Raw genomic sequence first — 17967 nt, 5'->3', positions numbered from 1 at the left:
AATGTAATCCCACGCGGGCGGGAACGCCAGAGGCTGGCTCGAAGGTGTGTGGAATCGGGGGCGCTTTCCTCGCCTTTGCCCGGTTCGATTACGCGTGCTCGAACGGCCGACGATGCTCGTCATAGGGCCGGCGGGAATGCTCGCCCCAGCGGGCGAGGCGCTCTATGCGCGTCAGCGTGAACAGGCCGAAGGGCGGCAGCACGCGGCGCTCGGTGAGGCGCATGTCGGTGCGCGAGTCGATCCAGTCGCCGATGATCGACCATGGGAATTGCGGGCGCCAGCCGAGAGTGACCGAAAAGCTCTCGCCGATGAGCTGCTCCAGCGCGGACATCGGCCAATCCGGCGAGCTGACATGATTGACCAGCACGATCTCGCCGCCCGGCCGCACCACGCGGGCGAGCTCGTCCAGCGTCTCCTCCGGGTCGGGCACCACGGTCAGCAGATAGGGCGCCACCACGCAGGCGAAGCTGGCGTCGCAGAAGGCGAGCCGGCTCGCGTCCATGCGGGCGAGGCCGGCGATGTTCGTCAGCCCCTCGCGGGCGACGCGGGCGGAGGCGCGTTGCAGCATAGGCTCGGAGAGATCGACGCCGACGACCCGCGTCTTGTCGCGGAACATGGGCAGCTCGAGGCCGGTGCCGACCCCGACGTCCAATATGCGCCCATCGGCGCGGGAGGCGATCGTCGCCACGGCGCGCCGGCCGGGGCCGAGCATATGGGAAAAGACGAGGTCATAGACGGGCGCCCAGCGGGCGTAGGCGGCCTCTATCGCCTGGCGATCGAGGCCGTGCTCGAAAAAGCTGAACCCGGAAACGCCACGCGCATCGCTCATCAGGCGCTCCGATCGAGCTCGAGCGCCGGCTCTGGCGCGGGGGGCTCCGCTTCGGCATGCGCGATGAAGCCGCCGCCGAGCACGCGGCCGCGCGTGTCGTCGCGCTCATAGAAGACGCAGGCCTGGCCCGGCGAGACGCCGAACTCGCCGGTCTCGAACACGACCTCCGCCCCGCCGCCCGGCAGCGGCCGCAGCAGCGCCGGCGTCGGCGGGCGGGTGGAGCGCACGCGCGCGGAAATCGGCAGACCCTCGGCCGGCAGATCGGAAAGATCGCCCGCGCCGATCCAATTCACGTCGCGCAGCGCGACGCGGCGGGTCTCCAGCGCCTCGCGCGGGCCGACGACGACCTGCGCCTTGGCGGCGTCGAGCCGCACGACGAAGAGCGGCTCGGCCGCGCGGCCGGAGACGGCGGCGCCGAGGCCGAGGCCGCGCCGCTGGCCGATGGTGTAATGGATGACGCCGGCATGGCGGCCGAGCACGCGCCCGTCCACATGGACGATGTCGCCCGGCACGGCGGCGCCGGGCGACAGGCGCTCGACGAGATCGGTGTAATGTCCGCTCGGAACGAAACAAATGTCCTGGCTGTCCGGCTTCTCGGCGATGTCGAGGCCGAACCGCCGGGCCAGCTCGCGCACCTCGGATTTGGCGTATTCGCCGAGCGGAAAGCGCAGCATGTCGAGCTGAGCGCGCGTCGTGGCGAAGAGGAAATAGCTCTGGTCGCGGGAAGCGTCGAAGGCGCGATAGAGCGCCCGGCCGCCGGAGCCGTCCTCGCGGGAGGCGATGTAATGGCCGGTGGCGAGAGCGTCGGCGCCGAGATCCTTGGCGGTCTCGAAGAGATCGACGAATTTCACGAATTGATTGCAGGCGACGCAGGGAACCGGCGTCTCGCCGCTGGCGTAGCTCTGCGCGAAAGTGTCGATGACGGTCTCGCGGAAGCGGCTCTCATAGTCGAGCACGTAATGCGGAATGCCGAGCCGCGCCGCCACCTGGCGCGCGTCTTGAATGTCCTGGCCGGCGCAGCAGGCGCCCTTGCGATGCGTGGCCTCGCCATGGTCGTAGAGCTGCAGCGTGACGCCGACGACGTCATAGCCTTCCTCGCGCAGCAGAGCGGCGACGACGCTCGAGTCGACGCCGCCGGACATGGCCACGACGACGCGCGTCTCGCCCGGCGGCTTGGGCAGGTCGAGGCTGTTGAGTAGGCTGGCGCCGGCCGTCGTCATTGTTTAGACCGTCCGAAGAGCGTTGCGCGAGAACCGCCGGCGGAAGCGTCAAATCCGCGCCAACGTCTCGCAATTCATTGTAAACCATCATCCGTTCGGCGAGGCAATCCGTCCGAGCCGGGCTCGGCCTTGCCGCCGTCAGTCCCTATCTGCCGCGCGGGCCTGCCCGTTCAAGGCCGAAAGCGGCGTTTTCTGGCGGCCGAAGGCGTCGAAATTGCCGGGATCGAGAAAGGCCTCGAAGGCGGCTCGGCGCGCCGGCCATTCGCTGTCCAGCATGGAAAACCAGGCAGTGTCGCGATTGCGGCCCTTGACGATCATATGCTGGCGGAAGAGCCCCTCCGGCGAGAAGCCGAGCCGCAGCGCCGCCGCCTTGGATTTCTCATTGGCGTTGTCGCATTTCCAGACATAACGGCGGCAGCCCAGCGTCTCGAAGGCGTGGGCGGCGAACAAATATTGCGCCTCTGTCGCCGCGGCGCTGCGCTGCAGAGCCGGGGAATAGAGCACGCCGCCCACTTCGACGGCGCGATTGGCCGGCTCGATGTTCATATAGGACTGGAAGCCGACAGCGCGGCCGTCGCCGTCGAGTACGGCGAACCAGATTGCGTCTGTCGCGGCCTCCATTTTCTCGACGGCGGCTCGGAAGGCGGCGCGGTCGGGGAAGGGGCCGATGAAGAGATAGCGCCACAGCGCCTCGCGCTCCTCGGCGCGAGGCTGCTCATGCGTCGCCGCATAGAGATCGTCGGCATGGGCCGCCGCGAGCGGGACGAGCGTCGTCAGCCGGCCGGACAGGCGCGTTCGCGTGGGGGCGACAAAGGGCGCCGAGAGCGGGGCCGGGGACTGCGGTTGTGACATTTTTGTCTCAGGGTCGAAAGAAGGCGGCTCTGCCGCTTTTATCTCATCGCAGTGGCATGGAACATGCCCTAGCTTCGTCGTCAGAGAGGTCTCGTCGGGCCTGAGCAAGAGCCGGGAATGGGGAGCGGCAGGCTCGAGGAGCCGAACTCGAGCGGGGGGAGAAAGCGCATGCTCTATTCCGTAATGATCCTCGTCTGCTCGCTCCAGGTCTCGCCGAGCGACTGCCGCCCGGAGACGGCGATAGACGTCGTCCGGGGGCCGAGGGTGGCGAGCCAGGCGCAATGCGGCTTCCTCGGGCAGGCGACGATCGCCCGCACGACGCTCGCGCCGCGCGAGGGACAGGAATATCTCAAGATCGTCTGCCGCCGCGGCGAGGCGTGACGAGAGCAGTGTCATATTGCTGCCGTATTGTCCGACGGCCGCATCGCTGCTAAGAGGCCGCCGTGTCACTGGTGAGGGTCGAGGCGTATCGATGGCGGCGATGAAAATTCTCGCAGGCAACTCTAATCGCGCGCTCGCCGAGACGATCGCAGCCTATGTCAACGTGCCTTTGTGCAGGGCGCAGGTGCGGCGCTTCGCCGATATGGAGGTCTTCGTCGAGATTCAGGAGAATGTGCGCGGGCAGGACACTTTCGTCGTCCAGTCGACGTCCGCGCCGTCGAACGATCATCTGATGGAGCTGCTCATCATGATCGACGCGCTGCGCCGCGCGTCGGCGCGCCGCATCACTGCGGTCATTCCCTATTTCGGCTATGCGCGGCAGGACCGCAAAGGCACCTCGCGCACGCCGATCTCGGCCAAGCTCGTCGCCAATCTCATCACCAGGGCGGGCGCCGACCGCGTGCTGACCGTCGATCTCCATGCCGGGCAGATTCAGGGCTTCTTCGACATTCCGACCGACAATCTCTTCGCGGCGCCGGTCATGGTGGCGGATATCAAATCGCACGCCAAAGTGCCCAATGCGATGGTCGTCTCGCCGGACACGGGCGGCGTGGTGCGCGCCCGCGCTCTCGCCAAACGCATCGATGCGCCGCTGGCCATTGTCGACAAGCGCCGCGAGCGCGCCGGCGAATCGGAGGTGATGAACATTATCGGCGACGTCACCGGTCGCAATTGCATTCTCGTCGACGATATCGTCGATTCGGGCGGCACGCTCTGCAACGCCGCCGAGGCGCTGCTGGCGCAGGGCGCGACCTCGGTCTCCGCCTATATCACCCACGGCGTGCTCTCCGGCGCGGCGGCCGAGCGCGTCGCCGCCTCCAAGCTGAAAGAGCTGGTGCTGACCGACACGATCGCGGCGACGCCGGCCGTGCAGGGGGCGCGCAATATTCGCTTCATCCCGATCGGCCCGCTGATCGGCGAGGCCATCGCCCGCACGGCGCGCGAGGAGAGCGTGTCGAGCCTGTTCGACTGACGGGCGCGCGCTCTCGAGAGTCTAGTGAGCACATGATCGAGCCCGTTCCCGCCCGCTTCAATCTCGCCCGCTATTGCATCGCCGATCACGCGCGCATTCATCCCGACAAGACGGCGATCGTCATCGTCGGCGACGAGAGCGAGACGAGCTGGACCTATGGCGCGCTCGATCGTGACGTGCGCGCGCTCGCCGCCGGCTTTCGCGATCTCGGCCTTTCGCCCGGCGCGCGCGTGATGATCCGCATGGGCAATGAGGCCGGCGCTGTCCTCTCCTATTTCGCCGCCATCGCCGCCGGCTATGTCGCGCTGCTCGCCTCCTCGCAGCTCACTTTCGAGGAGGCCTCCTTCCTGCTGGAAGATTGCGGCGCGACCGCGCTGGTGCTCGGCCGCGATTTCGAGAGCGAGGCGCATTCGCGCGTCGGCGTCGTCGTCTTGCGCGGCGCGGATCTCGCGCGGCTGACGAAAGGCGCGCTGCTGGAGGAATACGCCGACACGGCGGCCGACGATCCCGCCTATCTCGTCTACACCTCCGGCACGACGAGCCGGCCCAAGGGCGTGCTGCATGCGCATCGCGCCGCCTGGGCGCGGCGGCCCATGTATTCGCATTGGCAGGGGCTCACGGCCGACGATGTGATGCTGCACGCCGGCGCGATGAACTGGACCTACACGCTCGGCGTCGGCGTGGTCGATCCGCTGGCCAATGGCGCCGCGGCGGTGCTCTACAACGGCCGTCCCGATCCGCAAGTCTGGCCGCGGCTCATCGCGCGCCATCGCGCGACCATCTTCGCCGCCGTGCCCGGCGTCTATCGCCAGATTCTCAAATATGCGGCGCTGGAGACGCATGATCTCTCGAGCCTGCGGCATGGCCTCACCGCCGGCGCCGCTCTGTCGCCGAGCCTGCTCGAGGAATGGCGCGCGCGCGCCAAGACCGAGCTCTACGAGGCCTTCGGCATGAGCGAGATTTCGACCTTCATTTCCAGCGCGCCGAGCGTTCCGGTGCGGCCGGGCTCGCCGGGTCGCCCGCAGCCGGGGCGCTTCGTCGCCGCTCTGCCGCGCGAGGAGGGGACCGAGCCGCTCGGTCGCGGCGAGACCGGCGTGCTCGCCGTGCGTCGCGATGAGCCGGGCCTGATGTTGCGCTATTGGAACCGGCCGGATGAAGAAAGGGAAGCCTTTCGCGGCGACTGGTTCGTCTCCGGCGATCTCGTCGAGTTCGACGCCGATGGCTATATGTGGCACCACGGCCGCGCCGATGAGGTGATGAACGCGCTCGGCTATCGCGTCTCGCCGGCGGAAGTGGAGAAATGCCTGCTGGCGCATCCACTCGTCGCCGACGCCGCGGTCGCGGAGCGCCCGGGTCGCGACGATCAGACGATCATCAAAGCCTATGTGATCTTGCGCGATGGCGCGACGCTGGGCGAGGAGGATATCCTCGCCCATTGCGCGGATCATCTCGCGGCCTATAAGCGGCCGCGACAGATCGTTTTTCTGGAGGCGCTGCCGCGCAATCGCAATGGCAAGCTCTTGCGCGCGGCTTTGCCCTGAGCCATTCCGTCCCGAGCCTCGCGGCTCCGAACGTCAGGCCTTGCGGCGATCGCGCAGCGCGCGCGACGAGATGCTGGTGACAGGCGCTGCGTCGGCGTCGGCGTCATTGGAGGCGACCAGCGCGGGCTTCTCGAAGCTCTTGAAGGAGGCCTTGTCGTCCTTGGCGTTCACGGGCTTGCGCTCGGAGCGGATTTCGGTCGATTCCGCCGTGCCGAACAGCACGCCGCCCTTCTCGACCTCGATCTCGCCATAGATCCACTTGCCTTCGACACGGCCGGTGGAGCGCACGATCAGCAGCTGCTTGATGGTGATATCCGTGCCGATGCGGCCATAGATATCCGCGTCGGAGACCGAGATCGCGCCATTGACGACGCCCGACGGGCCGACGATCAGCTGGCTGCAAGAGATCTCGCCATCGACGGCGCCGTCGACGACGATCGTGTCCTGCGCTTTGACGGAGCCGGTCAGCGTCACGCCTTCGCCGATATAGACGACATTCTTTTCTTCAGGTCGGAAGTCTTTCATCACAGTGGTCTCCTTTGTTGCGCCGTTTGCCGGCTTCTTGGAATTAGATTTTCTCGGAAGCGGGAGCGACATAGCTGCGCAGCCCCGCGGCCTCGAAATTGGTCCATGAACGTTCGAGCCATGTGCGCACATAGCCGCGCAGGACGAATGAGCGCGGACGATGTTCGGCGTTGCGCGCAGGCTCGTCGAACACGAAAGACGAAAATGGCAGCCCGGTAAGCTCCACCGCCTCATAGGCGAGCGGATCGAGACGCGGCACGATGATCTCGCGGCTCGCATCGCTCTCGCCGAGATAGCGTTCGGAGAAGTGGGCGTTCTCTTGAAAAAAGTTGGAGGCGTTGATGAAGTTCTTGACGATGCGATATTCGCATTTGCTCTTGAAGGGCTCGACCTCCTCGAGCTCGGAGAGCGAGGCGACCGATGCGCCGATGAGGTGCAGCACCATCACACGCGCCTCGCCGCGCGACGCGGCGTCGAGCAGACCGACATCCTCCATGAAGCGCAGCGTGCGCGTGAGCTGCCCCGCCTTTATGTCGACGATGGTGACGGCGCTGTGCTGGGTGAGGCTCTCGACGAGACGCGCCTGATGGCGCACGTCGCGAATGTCGATGATCTGCGCGATATCAGGATAGAAACGCTTCAGCGCGCCGGTCGGCGCTTGCGTGTCGTAGACGCGCACCGCGCGGTTCGCCATCTGCAGGAAATCGATCAGCAGCCGCGTCACCGTCGTCTTGCCGACTCCGCCCTTGTCGGCTCCGACCAGAACGAGTGGCGATGCGAGCATTATGCTGTTTCCTCGGAATGATAAACGCTACGCGTCTCGTGCGGACTCGTGACGGCGCGCGACGCTGTGAGACGAAAGCTGGGGGAATCGCCTAGGCGATAGTACTTATTTCATATTGAGACAATTCGAGGTTACGGTCGCTTTGTCAATGCCGGCCCAGGGCCGAACGAAATTGAGCCGGGGATAAGAAACATATCGGTAATATCACAAGCGATGGCGACGAGTCGATGCGTCGCGCACATCGCTCGAAAGCGTTTTTCGTTCGGCGATCGGCGCGGCTCACACAGCGACAGAGTGCCGAGCGGCTTTCGCTTCGAGATAGGCGTCGAAGGCGGCTGCCGCGAGCCGCGCGAAGGGACGACCGCGCTGCGCGATGGTGAGGCGGCGACCGTCGAGCGCGACGAGGCCTTCGTCGATCAGCGTCGAAAGGCGCGGCACGGCGTCGTCGAAAGCATCCTCGCGGAAATCATGCGCCGCGGCGATTGCGCCGAAATCCACTGAGAAATCACACATCAGTCGTTCGATCACGGCGCCGCGCGCCTTGTCTTCCGCCGAGAAGGCGAGACCGCGCGAGATGGGCAGGCGTTCCGCCTCGACGGAGCGGCGCCAATTGCCGGTGTCGCCGATATTGCCCACATAGCCCTGCGGCAGCCGGCCGATGGAGGAGACGCCGAGGCCGATGAGCGCATCGGCCGCGTCGGTGGTGTAGCCTTGGAAATTACGGTGCAATCGGCCCTCGCGCGCGGCCTGCGCCATCGTGTCCTGCGGCCGCGCGAAATGATCGAGGCCGATGATCTCGAAGCCTTCGGCCTCCAGCGTCGCGCGCACCGCCTCCGCCTGCGCGAGGCGCTCATTGGCGCCGGCGAGCGCGGCCTGATCGATCAGCCGCTGATGCACGGCGAACCACGGCACATGCGCATAGCCGAACACCGCGAGGCGGCTCGGCGACAGTCCCACGGCGAGCTTCGCCGTGCGGATCACATCGTCGACGCTCTGCTCCGGCAGGCCGTACATCAGATCGAAGTTGATCGCCTCGAGCCCTGCGGCGCGCAGCAGCGCGACGCAGCGCTCCACCACCTCATACGGCTGCTCGCGGCCGGCGGCTTTCTGTACATGGCTGTTGAAATCCTGCACGCCGAGCGAGACGCGATTGACGCCGGAGGCGACCAGCGCATCGGCGAGCGCGGCGTCCACGAGACGCGGATCGAGCTCGATCGCATGCTCGACGTCGCGGGCGATGTCGAACTGCTCGCCGAGCACATGCGCCACCTCGCGAAAGCGCGAGGGGCCGAGCATGCTCGGCGTGCCGCCGCCCCAATGGATCGAGCGCACATGGCGCGCCGGCGTCGAGGCCGCGACCAGCTCGATCTCGCGCAGCAGCGTCTCCTTATAGGAGGTGAGCGGCGCATCCTGACGCAGCGCCTTGGTGTGGCAGCCGCAATAGGTGCAGATCGCCGGGCAGAAGGGCACATGCAGGTAGAGCGACAGATCGGCCTGCGGCGAGAGCTCGGCGAGCCAGCGCGCAGCCTGATCCGGCCCGATGTCCGCCGAGAAATGCGGGGCGGTGGGATAGCTCGTGTAACGCGGCGCCGAACGTTCGGCGAGAGCGAGAGAGGCGCTGGTCATCTTGCCGGCTCCAGTGTGGAGGAAGGCCGCGAACCCCGGCCTTTTGCTCGAGATTAGTCCTTTGGGGCGCGAGGGGCAAAAGCGCAAGAGCGTCGCGCGGCGGAGCCGCCGAATTGTCGCCCCGCGACGGCCGGGCCAATGGCCGAGATAGAGCAATTCGTTAACGCGCCTTTTGCAAATATCGGATGTAGCGGGCGATTGCGCGTGGAAATCCTCGACAGATCGACGACCGCTGGCGCTTCGGCGCGACTCCGCCTCGCGACCGGGCCGCGGCGCGGAGCAGAGACGCGAGAATGTGGGGAGGAGTTTCAATAAAACGCGTTGGTTCCGACGACGCCGCGCGTTTTTTTCGCCTCGAGGCTTGGTCGAGAGGCGTGCGCAGGGCAATATTCTTCCTCGATTCTCAATGCTCCTTGGAGCCTTCAATGTCGCTTTTTTATCGTTCTGCGAAGCTTCTCGCCTTCGTCGGCCTGACGTTCGCCGCCATAGAGGCCGCGCCCGCAATCGCGGCGACGTCCAGCGTCGCCGGCCGCTATGCGATTCTTCGCGCCGGCGACAAGGACACCGGCTGCATGCTGACGCTCGACGATCGCGCCCGAGGGCCGGGCGGCTTCCGCGCCCAGCTGGCGCCGGCTTGCCGCGACCAGGGCGTCGTCATCTTCGATCCGGTGGGCTGGTCGATGGAGCGCGGCCGCCTCGCGCTCACTGCCCGCAAGGGCCATAAGGCGCATTTCGATCTCGAGGCCGACGGGCTGTGGCGCCGCGACGCCAAGGAAGGCAAGGAGCTGTCGCTGCGCCGGCTCTGACGAAAAAAGGCCCCCCGGAGGGGAGTCCGGGAGGCCTATACTCGCCGTCGCGCGAGAGGGGGCGGGGAGGCGGCGGCGGGCATCGGCGCCCCTGGCTGACCGGGCGCCGAATTCTGTTAATTCGCCGAATCTCTATTCGATCGCGTCAGTTGCAGACTTGCACGCGGCGATAGGCGACAACATTGCCCCAATCGTCGAGGACGGGCTGATTGGCCGGATAGCAGCCGCCATAGCCATAGCCGCTGTAGCCGTAATAGGGCTGCGAGGCGGCTCCCGCGATCGCGCCGACCGCCAGAGCGCCGAGCACGCCGGCTGCGACCGGAGCGCCCCAGCCGTAACCGCGATGGCCGCCGCGCCAGCCATAGCCGGCGTATCCGGGACGAGCCCAGCCGCCGCCATGGCCCCAACCGCCGTGATGGCCCCAGCCGCCGTGATGGCCCCAGCCGTCGGCGAGAGCAGGAGTCGCGGCGCCGATGGTCGTCGCAGCGACGACGCCGGCGACCGCGAGTGCGGCGATTTTTGTGATCCTCGCGCCCATGGACGCTCTCCTTCGCTTCATTCGGCCGCGCCGAGCGCCGGCCGGCAATTCCTGATGACGAAGCAAAGGTTAATGCGGCGAAGCTGAACGGCGGATGGCCGCTTCGTTCATCTGGCCTTCAGGAAAGCGTCGCGAAAACGAATCAGTCGACGCGCTTCCAGCCGTCCATGCCCAGCCGCTCCTGCGGCAGGAAGCGGGCCTTATAGGCCATTTTGCGGGAGCCATCGACCCAATAGCCGAGATAGAGATGTGGCAGCGCGGCGCGGCGCACCCGTTCCACATGGTCGAGAATCATGAAGGCGCCGAGCGAGCGCTCGTCCATCGAGGGGTCGTAGAAGGAATAGACCATCGACAGGCCGTCGGCGAGATAATCGGTCAGGCAGCAGGCGACCAGCCGGCCCGGTCCGCCATTCTCGGCGGGCATGCGATATTCGATCAGTCGCGTCTCGACGTGGCTGTCCTCGACCATCATCTGATAGTCGACCATGCTCATATCGGCCATGCCGCCGTCATTGTGTCGCGCGCCGACATAGGCGCGGAACAGCGCATATTGCTCGCTCGCCGCATGGGGGCGGCGCGCCTCGGCGAAGAGATCGGCGTTGCGCCGCGCGACCCTGCGCAAACCTTTGGATTGCTGGAACTCTTCGACCTTCACCCGCACCGAGACGCAGGACCGGCAGGTCTCGCAGGCCGGCCGATAGGCGATGGTCTGCGAGCGGCGGAAGCCCGATTGCGTCAAAGTGTCGTTGAGCGCCGGCGCGCGGCGGCCGATCAAATGGGTAAACACCTTGCGCTCGTCGCGCCCGGGGAGGTAGGGGCACGGCGCCGGCGAGGTGAGATAGAATTGCGGCGCGTCGCGGGGCTCTCTCGTCACGCTGTCTGGTCCTGTCGCCGAATTCGATATACCGCACGCTCCGACGCCTTCCAGCGCGGACATACCGGGATATTAGAATCGACGCCCGGGGCGCGCCAAGAAATTTCGCCGAGAAAATTTCGTCGGTCCGCTTCAATCGGCGCGGCGCAGCACGATGACGTCGGCCAGAATGTCGTGCAGGCAACGCTTGTCCGAGGTGATGAAGGTGACGAGCAGCAGCGGCGGGAACAGCCAGCTCACATAAAAGAGCACGCCCTGGACGGCCGCGTTGAGGAAGGGGGCCGGCGCGCCATTGGCGAGCCGCACTTCGAGGTCCATGGCGCGCATTCCCGGCGTCGCCCGCCGCCAGCCGGAGACGGTGAGGCCGTTGTAGAAGAAGGCCACCAGCGGAAACAGCGGCGGCAGCAGAAAGGCCGAGAGGCCGAAGCTCAGCACCAGCAAACCGAGCCACAGCCCTGCCGACAGCAGCGCCACGGCGAAAAAATCGAGGCAGAGGGCGAGAATGCGGCGCGTGCGCACGCCGGCGAGCGCCTCCCGCGGCGGCAGGCCCGGAGAGACCGGATAGAGGCGGCCGTCGCCGCCGGCGTCGTACATTTGCGTATCCTCACCCCTTTTGCGGGTTTTGCGGGCTTGATGTCGGGGGCGCGGGGGTGGGCGTCAAGCTCGGACGGGAGGAAAGCGGGGATTATTTCCGAGCGCGCTTGACGGCGCCGGCCGTGGCTTGGCATGCCTCGCCGTCGTCCTGGACATGGACGTCTGGAATGGACGCTCGCGCGGCTCCCCCAGAGCGCCGAAGTTTCCCCGAGCCCTTTAGGAGAAGATCATGGCCAGCAACAGGGTCGCCGCCCGAGAGATGGAGGCCAGCGCCGGGATCGATCCGACCGGCGAGGTGAATGGGGGGCATTTGCGCTCCTTCATCGAGCGCATAGAGCGGCTCGAGGAGGAGAAGCGCGCCATCGCCGACGATATCAAGGACGTCTATGGCGAGGCGAAAAGCACCGGCTTCGATCCCAAGATCATGCGCAAGATCGTCTCGCTGCGCCGCCAGGATAAGCATAAGCGCGCGGAAGAGGAAGAGATCCTCGAGCTCTATATGGCCGCGCTGGGCGATTGAGCCCTTGGTCTCGAGCTTCGCTGGTAAGCCTCCGTTAACCATAACTCCTTAACGCTCGTTTCCATCGCGCCCGCTTCGACCGGGCGTTCGCGCGAGGGAACGAGTGGCTTCCGCCAAGTTTCAGAGCCGCGCCGCGGCAACGACGCTGATCGCCCTGTCGCTGGCTGCGCCGGCGGTGGTGGCTCCGTCGCGTCCGGCCGCTGGCCAGACGCTCTCGCCCTCCTCGCTCGATATCACCCCGCTGCGCGATCTTCCGACCGTCCCCTCCATTCCGGGGCTGGACGCCGCGCCGCCCTCGGTCTCCCAGCCGATGACGCAGGAGCGGCGGGCCGCTCCTGAACTCTCCTCCGGGGCTCCGAATTACGGATTGCCGCGCGTGCGCGCCCGCTTGCCCAGGCCCAATCCGCCGCCGGCGCCTTTGAAGCCGCCGCCACTCTCCCCGGCGCATCCGTTGCCGCCGCTCGAAGCCTATAAGACCTCGGTCCAGGCCAAGGCCAAGATCAAGCGCCTGGCCAAGCTGCGCATGCGCGGCTTTCGCGGCGCGCTGGATTTGCCGGCCGAGCGGCCGCCGCCGCCCAATGTCGCGCTTCCGGCGCAGATTCCGGCGAAGCCGAAGCCGCGCATCGACGCCAATCCTTATGCGCCGCTCGGCCTCGGCGTCGGCTCGCTGCGCCTCTACCCGTTCGCCGAGCCGACCTATGGCTATGACACCAACCCGAATCGCCTGACCTCCGGCTACCTGGGCTCGAAATTCTTCCGCGTCGACGCCGGCCTGCGCTTGCGCTCGGAATGGGGCCGCGACGAGATTCAAGGAAACCTGCGGCTCGGCTATGTGGATTATTTCAGCGTCGACAACGCCGATCGGCCCGATGGCGTCGGCGACGTCTTTTATCGCTGGGACGTCGCGCGCGACACCAAGGTGAAATTCGAGGGCAAGTTCACGCTCGATTCGCAGCGTCCGGGCGCGCCGGGCCTCGTCACCAGCCTTCCCAATGTCACGGTCGTCAATCGGCCGCTCATCGTCTCGCTGGGCACGGCTGCCGGCGTCACGCAGAGCTTCGGCCGGCTCGATGTGACGATGCGCGGAACCTTCGACCGCTGGATCTATCAGAACGCCTATTACAACGACGGCTCCATGCTCAATCTGATGAGCACGAGCTATAATGATCCGGGGATCAATCCGCGCATCTCCTATGAGCTCACCCCGTCGATGAAGCCCTATCTCGAGGCGACGCTCGACAAGCGCGTCCACGACAGCTGGCTCGATCCTTATGGCTATGCGCGCGACAGCACCGGCGTCTCCGGCCGCGCCGGCACGACATTCAAGATCACCGATCTCGTCACCGGCGAAGCCTCCGGCGGCTATGCGCAGCGCGATTACGCCGATCCGCGCCTGCCGCGCTTGCGCGGGCCGCTCATCGACGCCGCCATCATCTACACGGCGACGCCGCTCACCACGGTGACGCTGCGCGCCGGAACGACGCTCTCCGAGACGACGCTGCAAGGCGCGGCCGGCGTGCTCTCGCGCAATGTCACATTCGATGTGACGCATGCGATGTTCCGTAATTTCACCATCACCACGACCGGCAGCTATCAGACCAATAATTACCAGGGCGCGGACACGTTCGAGCAGGTCGGCACCGCGGGCGTGAAGCTCGAATACAAGCTCACCCGCTCCATCTCGATCAAAGGCAGCTATTTCTGGCAGCGCCTCGTCAGCTCGACGGCGAACTCCAACTTCACCGCCAATGTCATCATGGGCGGGCTTCGCTTCGAGCCGTAACAGCGTTGCGCTCGGCCCATTTCACGCGGCCGACCTCGAGGCCCCAGACGGCGCCGAGATAGATGAAGAAATAGCGCCAATGGTCGATGTCGATCTGCAGCGCCTGCAGAAAGAACACGAACATCGCCGACCAGATGAGCTGTCCATGCCGCAGATAGGGCGAGCGCGTCAGCGACAGGCGGAAGCCGACGAAGGTCGTCGTCAGCACGAGGCCGAGAAAGGCGAAGCCGCCGAGCCAGCCATTGGAGGCGAAGGCGTTGATGTAGCTGTTATGCGGCTCCAGCCCGAAGATGAGGCGAAAGCGCAGCGGTCCCATGCCGTTGGGCCGTTCCACCAGCATGGGCAGCGAACGCTTCTGATTGCCGAAGCGGCCCGTGGGGCCTTCGTCATAGTCCTGCGTCGCCGAGGCGCGCTTGAAGAAGAATTCGCGCACCGAGGGCTCGGTGAGCGCCGCGCCGACGCCCACCACGACGACGCCGACGACGGCGAGCGCCATGAAGCCGATGCGCATCCGCATCTTGCGCGAATCGGCCGTCACCACCGACATGATCGTCATCAGCGCGATGGATACCACCGCCGCGCCCCAGGAGCCGCGCGAGAAGGAGGTGAACAGCGCTGCGCCCGAGAGCGCGAGGCCGGCGAGCGTCACCGGCCAATAGGCCCAGCGGCCGAGCAGCAGGCGCTGCACGAAATAGAGCACGCCCGGCACCATATAGGAGCCGAGCACATTGGGGTCCTTGAAGGGCGCCATGGCGCGTCCATCGAGCGTCATCGTCAACGGATTGCCGAAAAGCCCGGCCCAGGAGCCGACGGCGATGACGGCCGCGAGCATGCAGCTCGCCGCATAGCCGCTCATGCACAGATCGAAACGCCGCGACGTGTTCTCCGAGAAGAACAGCATATAGAAGACGCCGGTCGTCGAGATGAACAGCGTATGCGTCATGAAGTCGACGGGATCGGGCTCGTTCCAATAGGGAATGAGCGAGATATAGCCGCCGAGCGCCCATAGCACGAGCAGGGCGACGCCCGGCAGAACGGCGCGATGAATGCGCACGCCGCCGAGCACCCAGACAATGAGCGTCAGCAGGATGAGCCCGTCATAGGGCGAGGGCTCGATGAACACCACCGAGCCGGAAAAGGCGGTGATCCAGAACAGCGCATTGAGCAGCCGCGGATAGTTCAACGTCCAACGGGGCTGTGGCGCCGCCGCCGCGGCCTCGGTCATCGCTTGTCCCATATCGGAACGATCCAGGAGGTCGCGCGCCTTGGGGCGCGACGCGCGCGAGGTGAGGACGGCGCCTTGTGAATTTGCTAGCCTCGGCATGGTTAAGAAAGCGTGACCTCGGCTTGATAGCGAAGCGACATCATGCGCCCTTGCCGGCCCGCGATGAAACAGCTTCGCTTCTTCCGCCCCCGCCCGAATCGGGAAATTGCAAGAGATGAACCAGCAATTTTCGGCGACGCGCCTGCTGCATGAGAAACGCCGCGACGACGCGCTGCTGCGCGCGGCGCGCGCCGACGCCGAGGCGGTCCTCGCCGATCTGAGCAGCGCGCGCGGGGGGCTGAGCGTGCGGGAGGCTGCGCGCCGGCTGCGACGCGTCGGACTCAACCGCATCGCCCGTGAGCGTCGCCCGAGCCTGCTGCGCGAGCTTTTCGAACGCGCGAAAAATCCGCTCAACGCGCTGCTGCTCGGCCTCGCGGTCGCGTCCTATGCGCTCGGCGATCTGCGCGCCGCCATCGTCATAGCGGCGATGGTCGTGCTGAGCGTCGGCCTCGCCTTTTTCCAGGAGCATCGCTCCAATGAGGCCGCCGCGCGCCTGCAGGCCATGGTGCGCACGCACGCCTCCGTGCGCCGGCCGGGCGGGCATGCGCCGAATGGCTTCGTCGAGGAGCCGATCGAATGGCTCACGCCGGGCGATATCGTGCGCCTTTCGGCCGGCGATATGATCCCCGCCGACATGCGCCTGCTCGAGGCCAAGGATCTTTTCGTCAATCAATCGGCGCTGACCGGCGAATCCATGCCGGTGGAAAAATATGCGCATGCGGCGCCGGCGAGCGATCCCTTCGCCGCGCAAAATCTCGCGCTGATGGGCGCCAATGTGGTGAGCGGCTATGCGACCGGCGTCGTGGTAGAGACCGGGCCGCGCACATGCCTCGGCGCGCTCGCCGACAAGATGGCCGGCGCGCGCGTCGAGACGAGCTTCGACAAAGGCGTGACGCGCTTCACTCTGCTGATGGTCTTGTTCATGGCGGTGATGGCGCCGGCGGTGTTCGTCATCAATGGCGTGACGAAAGGCGATTGGCTGCAGGCCATGCTCTTCGCCGTCTCCGTCGCGGTGGGGCTGGCGCCCGAAATGCTGCCGATGATCGTCACCGTCAATCTCGCCAAGGGCGCGATCGCCATAGCGCGCAAGAAGGTGATCGTGAAGCGGCTCGTCTCCATCCAGAACTTCGGCGCGATGGATGTGCTGTGCACCGACAAAACCGGCACGCTGACGCAGGACCGCATCATATTGAAGCAGCATCTCGACGTTTTTGGCGAGGACTCGGAGCGCGTTCTCGAATTCGCTTTTCTCAACAGCCATTTTCAATCGGGGCTGAAAAATCTGCTCGATCGAGCCGTGCTCGAGCATCACGAATTGGCGCATGAGTTGCGCCCCGATCATAGGTTCGAGAAGATCGATGAAATTCCCTTCGATTTCGAGCGCCGCCGGCTCTCCGTGGTCGTGCGCCGCGACGACGGGCCGCATCTGCTGATTTGCAAAGGCGCTGTGGAGGAGCTGTTCGCCATTTCATCGCGCTATGAGACGGAGACAGATTGCGGCGCGCTGGACCCTTCGCATCTCGATGCGGCGCGGCGCGAGATGGAAGAGCTGAACGCCGACGGCTTTCGCGTCGTCGCCGTCGCCTATAAGGAGCTGCCGCGAACGCAGACGAGCTTTTCCATCGCCGATGAGAGCGCGCTGACGCTGCTCGGCTACATCGCCTTTCTCGATCCGCCCAAGGAGAGCGCGGCGCCGGCCATAGCCGCGCTCGCGAAATCCGGCGTCGCGGTGAAGATATTGACCGGCGACAATGACATTGTGACGCGCAAGATCTGCAAGGATGTCGGGCTCGAGGTCGGACGCATCGTGCTGGGGTCGCAGATCGAGTCGATGGGCGACGAGGAGCTGTCGACGCTGGCGGCGGAGGCGAGCGTTTTCGCCAAGCTGTCGCCGCCGCAAAAGGCGCGCGTCATCGACGCGCTGCATCGCAAGGGCCATGTGGTCGGCTATCTCGGCGACGGCATCAATGACGGGCCGGCGCTGAAGGCGGCCGATGTCGGAATTTCGGTCGACACGGCCGTCGACGTCGCCAAGGAGACGGCCGATATCATCTTGCTCGAGAAGAGCCTCGCCGTGCTCGGCGACGGCGTGATCGAGGGCCGCAAGGTCTTCGCCAACATCACCAAATATATCAAGATGGGCGCGAGCTCGAACTTCGGCAATATGTTCAGCGTGCTCGGCGCGAGCGTGTTCCTGCCCTTTTTGCCGATGACGCCCATACAGGTCGTCACCAATAATCTGCTCTATGATTTCTCGCAGACCGCGATTCCGACCGATAATGTGGACGAGGAATATCTCGCACGGCCGCGTCGTTGGGACATAGACAATATCGCCAAATTCGTGCTGTGCGTAGGGCCGATCAGCTCGATCTTCGATTATGCGACCTTCGCGCTGATGATCTATGGCTTCGGCGCCTGGACCGATCCGGCGCTGTTTCAGAGCGGCTGGTTCGTCGAATCTCTGCTGACGCAGACGCTCGTCATCCATATCATCCGCACGGCGCGAATACCTTTCATCGAGAGCCGCGCGAGCAATGCGCTGCTGCTGACGACGCTCACCATTTGCGTCATCGGCGCGGCGCTTCCCTTCTCGCCCATTGCCGGCGTCTTCGGTTTTACGCCGCTGCCGCCGCTCTATTGGCCGGCGATTTTCTCATTCCTGATCTGCTATTCGGTGCTGGCGCATTTGGTGAAGAGCTGGTTCGTGAAAAAATGGGGGATGTGATGGAAGCGAAAT

At 65.8% G+C, this 17967-nt stretch carries 17 protein-coding genes; 7 read left to right on the top strand and 10 right to left on the bottom strand.

Annotated features, from left to right (window positions below; all coding sequences use genetic code 11):
- Positions 1 to 88: 88 nt before the first annotated feature.
- From GYH34_RS17300 to GYH34_RS17290, 3 genes are all read right to left on the bottom strand, one after another.
- A complete protein-coding gene (locus GYH34_RS17300) occupies positions 89 to 829 on the bottom strand; it encodes a class I SAM-dependent methyltransferase (RefSeq protein ID WP_161914651.1) in 741 nt (246 codons plus the stop codon).
- Positions 829 to 2049, bottom strand: a complete 1221-nt coding sequence (mnmA, locus tag GYH34_RS17295) for a tRNA 2-thiouridine(34) synthase MnmA (RefSeq protein WP_161914650.1) — start codon at positions 2047 to 2049, stop codon at positions 829 to 831. Before mnmA ends, GYH34_RS17300 begins: the two co-directional genes overlap by 1 nt.
- Positions 2050 to 2187: 138 nt before the next feature.
- Positions 2188 to 2901, bottom strand: a complete 714-nt coding sequence (locus GYH34_RS17290; RefSeq protein ID WP_161914649.1) for a GNAT family protein — start codon at positions 2899 to 2901, stop codon at positions 2188 to 2190.
- 168 nt (positions 2902 to 3069) lie between these two features.
- Between GYH34_RS17290 and GYH34_RS17285 the strand changes: the two genes are divergently transcribed.
- The 3 genes from GYH34_RS17285 to GYH34_RS17275 all read left to right on the top strand — a co-directional run bounded on the left by GYH34_RS17285 (position 3070) and on the right by GYH34_RS17275 (position 5856).
- Positions 3070 to 3282, top strand: a complete 213-nt coding sequence (locus GYH34_RS17285; RefSeq protein ID WP_161914648.1) for a hypothetical protein — start codon at positions 3070 to 3072, stop codon at positions 3280 to 3282.
- A gap of 91 nt (positions 3283 to 3373) precedes the next feature.
- Positions 3374 to 4315, top strand: a complete 942-nt coding sequence (locus tag GYH34_RS17280) for a ribose-phosphate pyrophosphokinase (protein WP_018266570.1) — start codon at positions 3374 to 3376, stop codon at positions 4313 to 4315.
- A 32-nt stretch (positions 4316 to 4347) separates the two neighbouring features.
- Positions 4348 to 5856 (top strand): acyl-CoA synthetase, encoded by a 1509-nt coding sequence (locus GYH34_RS17275; protein WP_161914647.1) that lies wholly within the window; start codon positions 4348 to 4350, stop codon positions 5854 to 5856.
- Between the two features lie 33 nt (positions 5857 to 5889).
- Here the strand turns inward: GYH34_RS17275 and GYH34_RS17270 are convergent, their stop codons facing one another.
- From GYH34_RS17270 to hemN, 3 genes are all read right to left on the bottom strand, one after another.
- Positions 5890 to 6381 (bottom strand): polymer-forming cytoskeletal protein, encoded by a 492-nt coding sequence (locus GYH34_RS17270; protein ID WP_018266572.1) that lies wholly within the window; start codon positions 6379 to 6381, stop codon positions 5890 to 5892.
- A 43-nt stretch (positions 6382 to 6424) separates the two neighbouring features.
- Entirely contained in the window at positions 6425 to 7165 is a 741-nt protein-coding gene (locus GYH34_RS17265; RefSeq protein ID WP_161914646.1) for an ATP-binding protein, read from the bottom strand.
- A gap of 279 nt (positions 7166 to 7444) precedes the next feature.
- Positions 7445 to 8791: an oxygen-independent coproporphyrinogen III oxidase gene (gene hemN, locus GYH34_RS17260; RefSeq protein WP_161914645.1), complete on the bottom strand. Its 1347-nt coding sequence runs from the start codon at positions 8789 to 8791 to the stop codon at positions 7445 to 7447.
- 425 nt (positions 8792 to 9216) lie between these two features.
- Between hemN and GYH34_RS17255 the strand changes: the two genes are divergently transcribed.
- A complete protein-coding gene (locus GYH34_RS17255) occupies positions 9217 to 9597 on the top strand; it encodes an AprI/Inh family metalloprotease inhibitor (protein ID WP_161914644.1) in 381 nt (126 codons plus the stop codon).
- A gap of 145 nt (positions 9598 to 9742) precedes the next feature.
- Here the strand turns inward: GYH34_RS17255 and GYH34_RS17250 are convergent, their stop codons facing one another.
- The 3 genes from GYH34_RS17250 to GYH34_RS17240 all read right to left on the bottom strand — a co-directional run bounded on the left by GYH34_RS17250 (position 9743) and on the right by GYH34_RS17240 (position 11603).
- Complete coding sequence (locus tag GYH34_RS17250; protein WP_161914643.1) at positions 9743 to 10135, bottom strand: hypothetical protein; 393 nt, start codon at positions 10133 to 10135, stop codon at positions 9743 to 9745.
- 142 nt (positions 10136 to 10277) lie between these two features.
- Positions 10278 to 11009, bottom strand: coding sequence for an arginyltransferase (locus GYH34_RS17245; protein ID WP_024880950.1), 732 nt, complete (start codon positions 11007 to 11009; stop codon positions 10278 to 10280).
- 132 nt (positions 11010 to 11141) lie between these two features.
- On the bottom strand, positions 11142 to 11603 hold the full coding sequence (locus GYH34_RS17240) for an RDD family protein (protein ID WP_036292337.1): 462 nt from the start codon (positions 11601 to 11603) through the stop codon (positions 11142 to 11144).
- A gap of 259 nt (positions 11604 to 11862) precedes the next feature.
- Between GYH34_RS17240 and GYH34_RS17235 the strand changes: the two genes are divergently transcribed.
- A complete protein-coding gene (locus GYH34_RS17235) occupies positions 11863 to 12123 on the top strand; it encodes a DUF2312 domain-containing protein (RefSeq protein WP_018266579.1) in 261 nt (86 codons plus the stop codon).
- Between the two features lie 103 nt (positions 12124 to 12226).
- Entirely contained in the window at positions 12227 to 13906 is a 1680-nt protein-coding gene (locus GYH34_RS17230; RefSeq protein WP_161914642.1) for an outer membrane beta-barrel protein, read from the top strand.
- Here the strand turns inward: GYH34_RS17230 and GYH34_RS17225 are convergent.
- A complete protein-coding gene (locus tag GYH34_RS17225) occupies positions 13878 to 15143 on the bottom strand; it encodes an O-antigen ligase family protein (RefSeq protein ID WP_244635194.1) in 1266 nt (421 codons plus the stop codon). The two genes, GYH34_RS17230 and GYH34_RS17225, sit on opposite strands and share 29 nt — an antisense overlap.
- A gap of 202 nt (positions 15144 to 15345) precedes the next feature.
- Between GYH34_RS17225 and mgtA the strand changes: the two genes are divergently transcribed.
- Positions 15346 to 17955, top strand: a complete 2610-nt coding sequence (gene mgtA, locus GYH34_RS17220) for a magnesium-translocating P-type ATPase (RefSeq protein ID WP_161914640.1) — start codon at positions 15346 to 15348, stop codon at positions 17953 to 17955.
- Positions 17956 to 17967: the final 12 nt, after the last annotated feature.

The organism is Methylosinus sp. C49 (assembly GCF_009936375.1).
GTDB lineage: Bacteria > Pseudomonadota > Alphaproteobacteria > Rhizobiales > Beijerinckiaceae > Methylosinus.
Note: the sequence above shows the minus strand (reverse complement) of the source record. Positions and strands in the feature narration are given on the sequence as shown.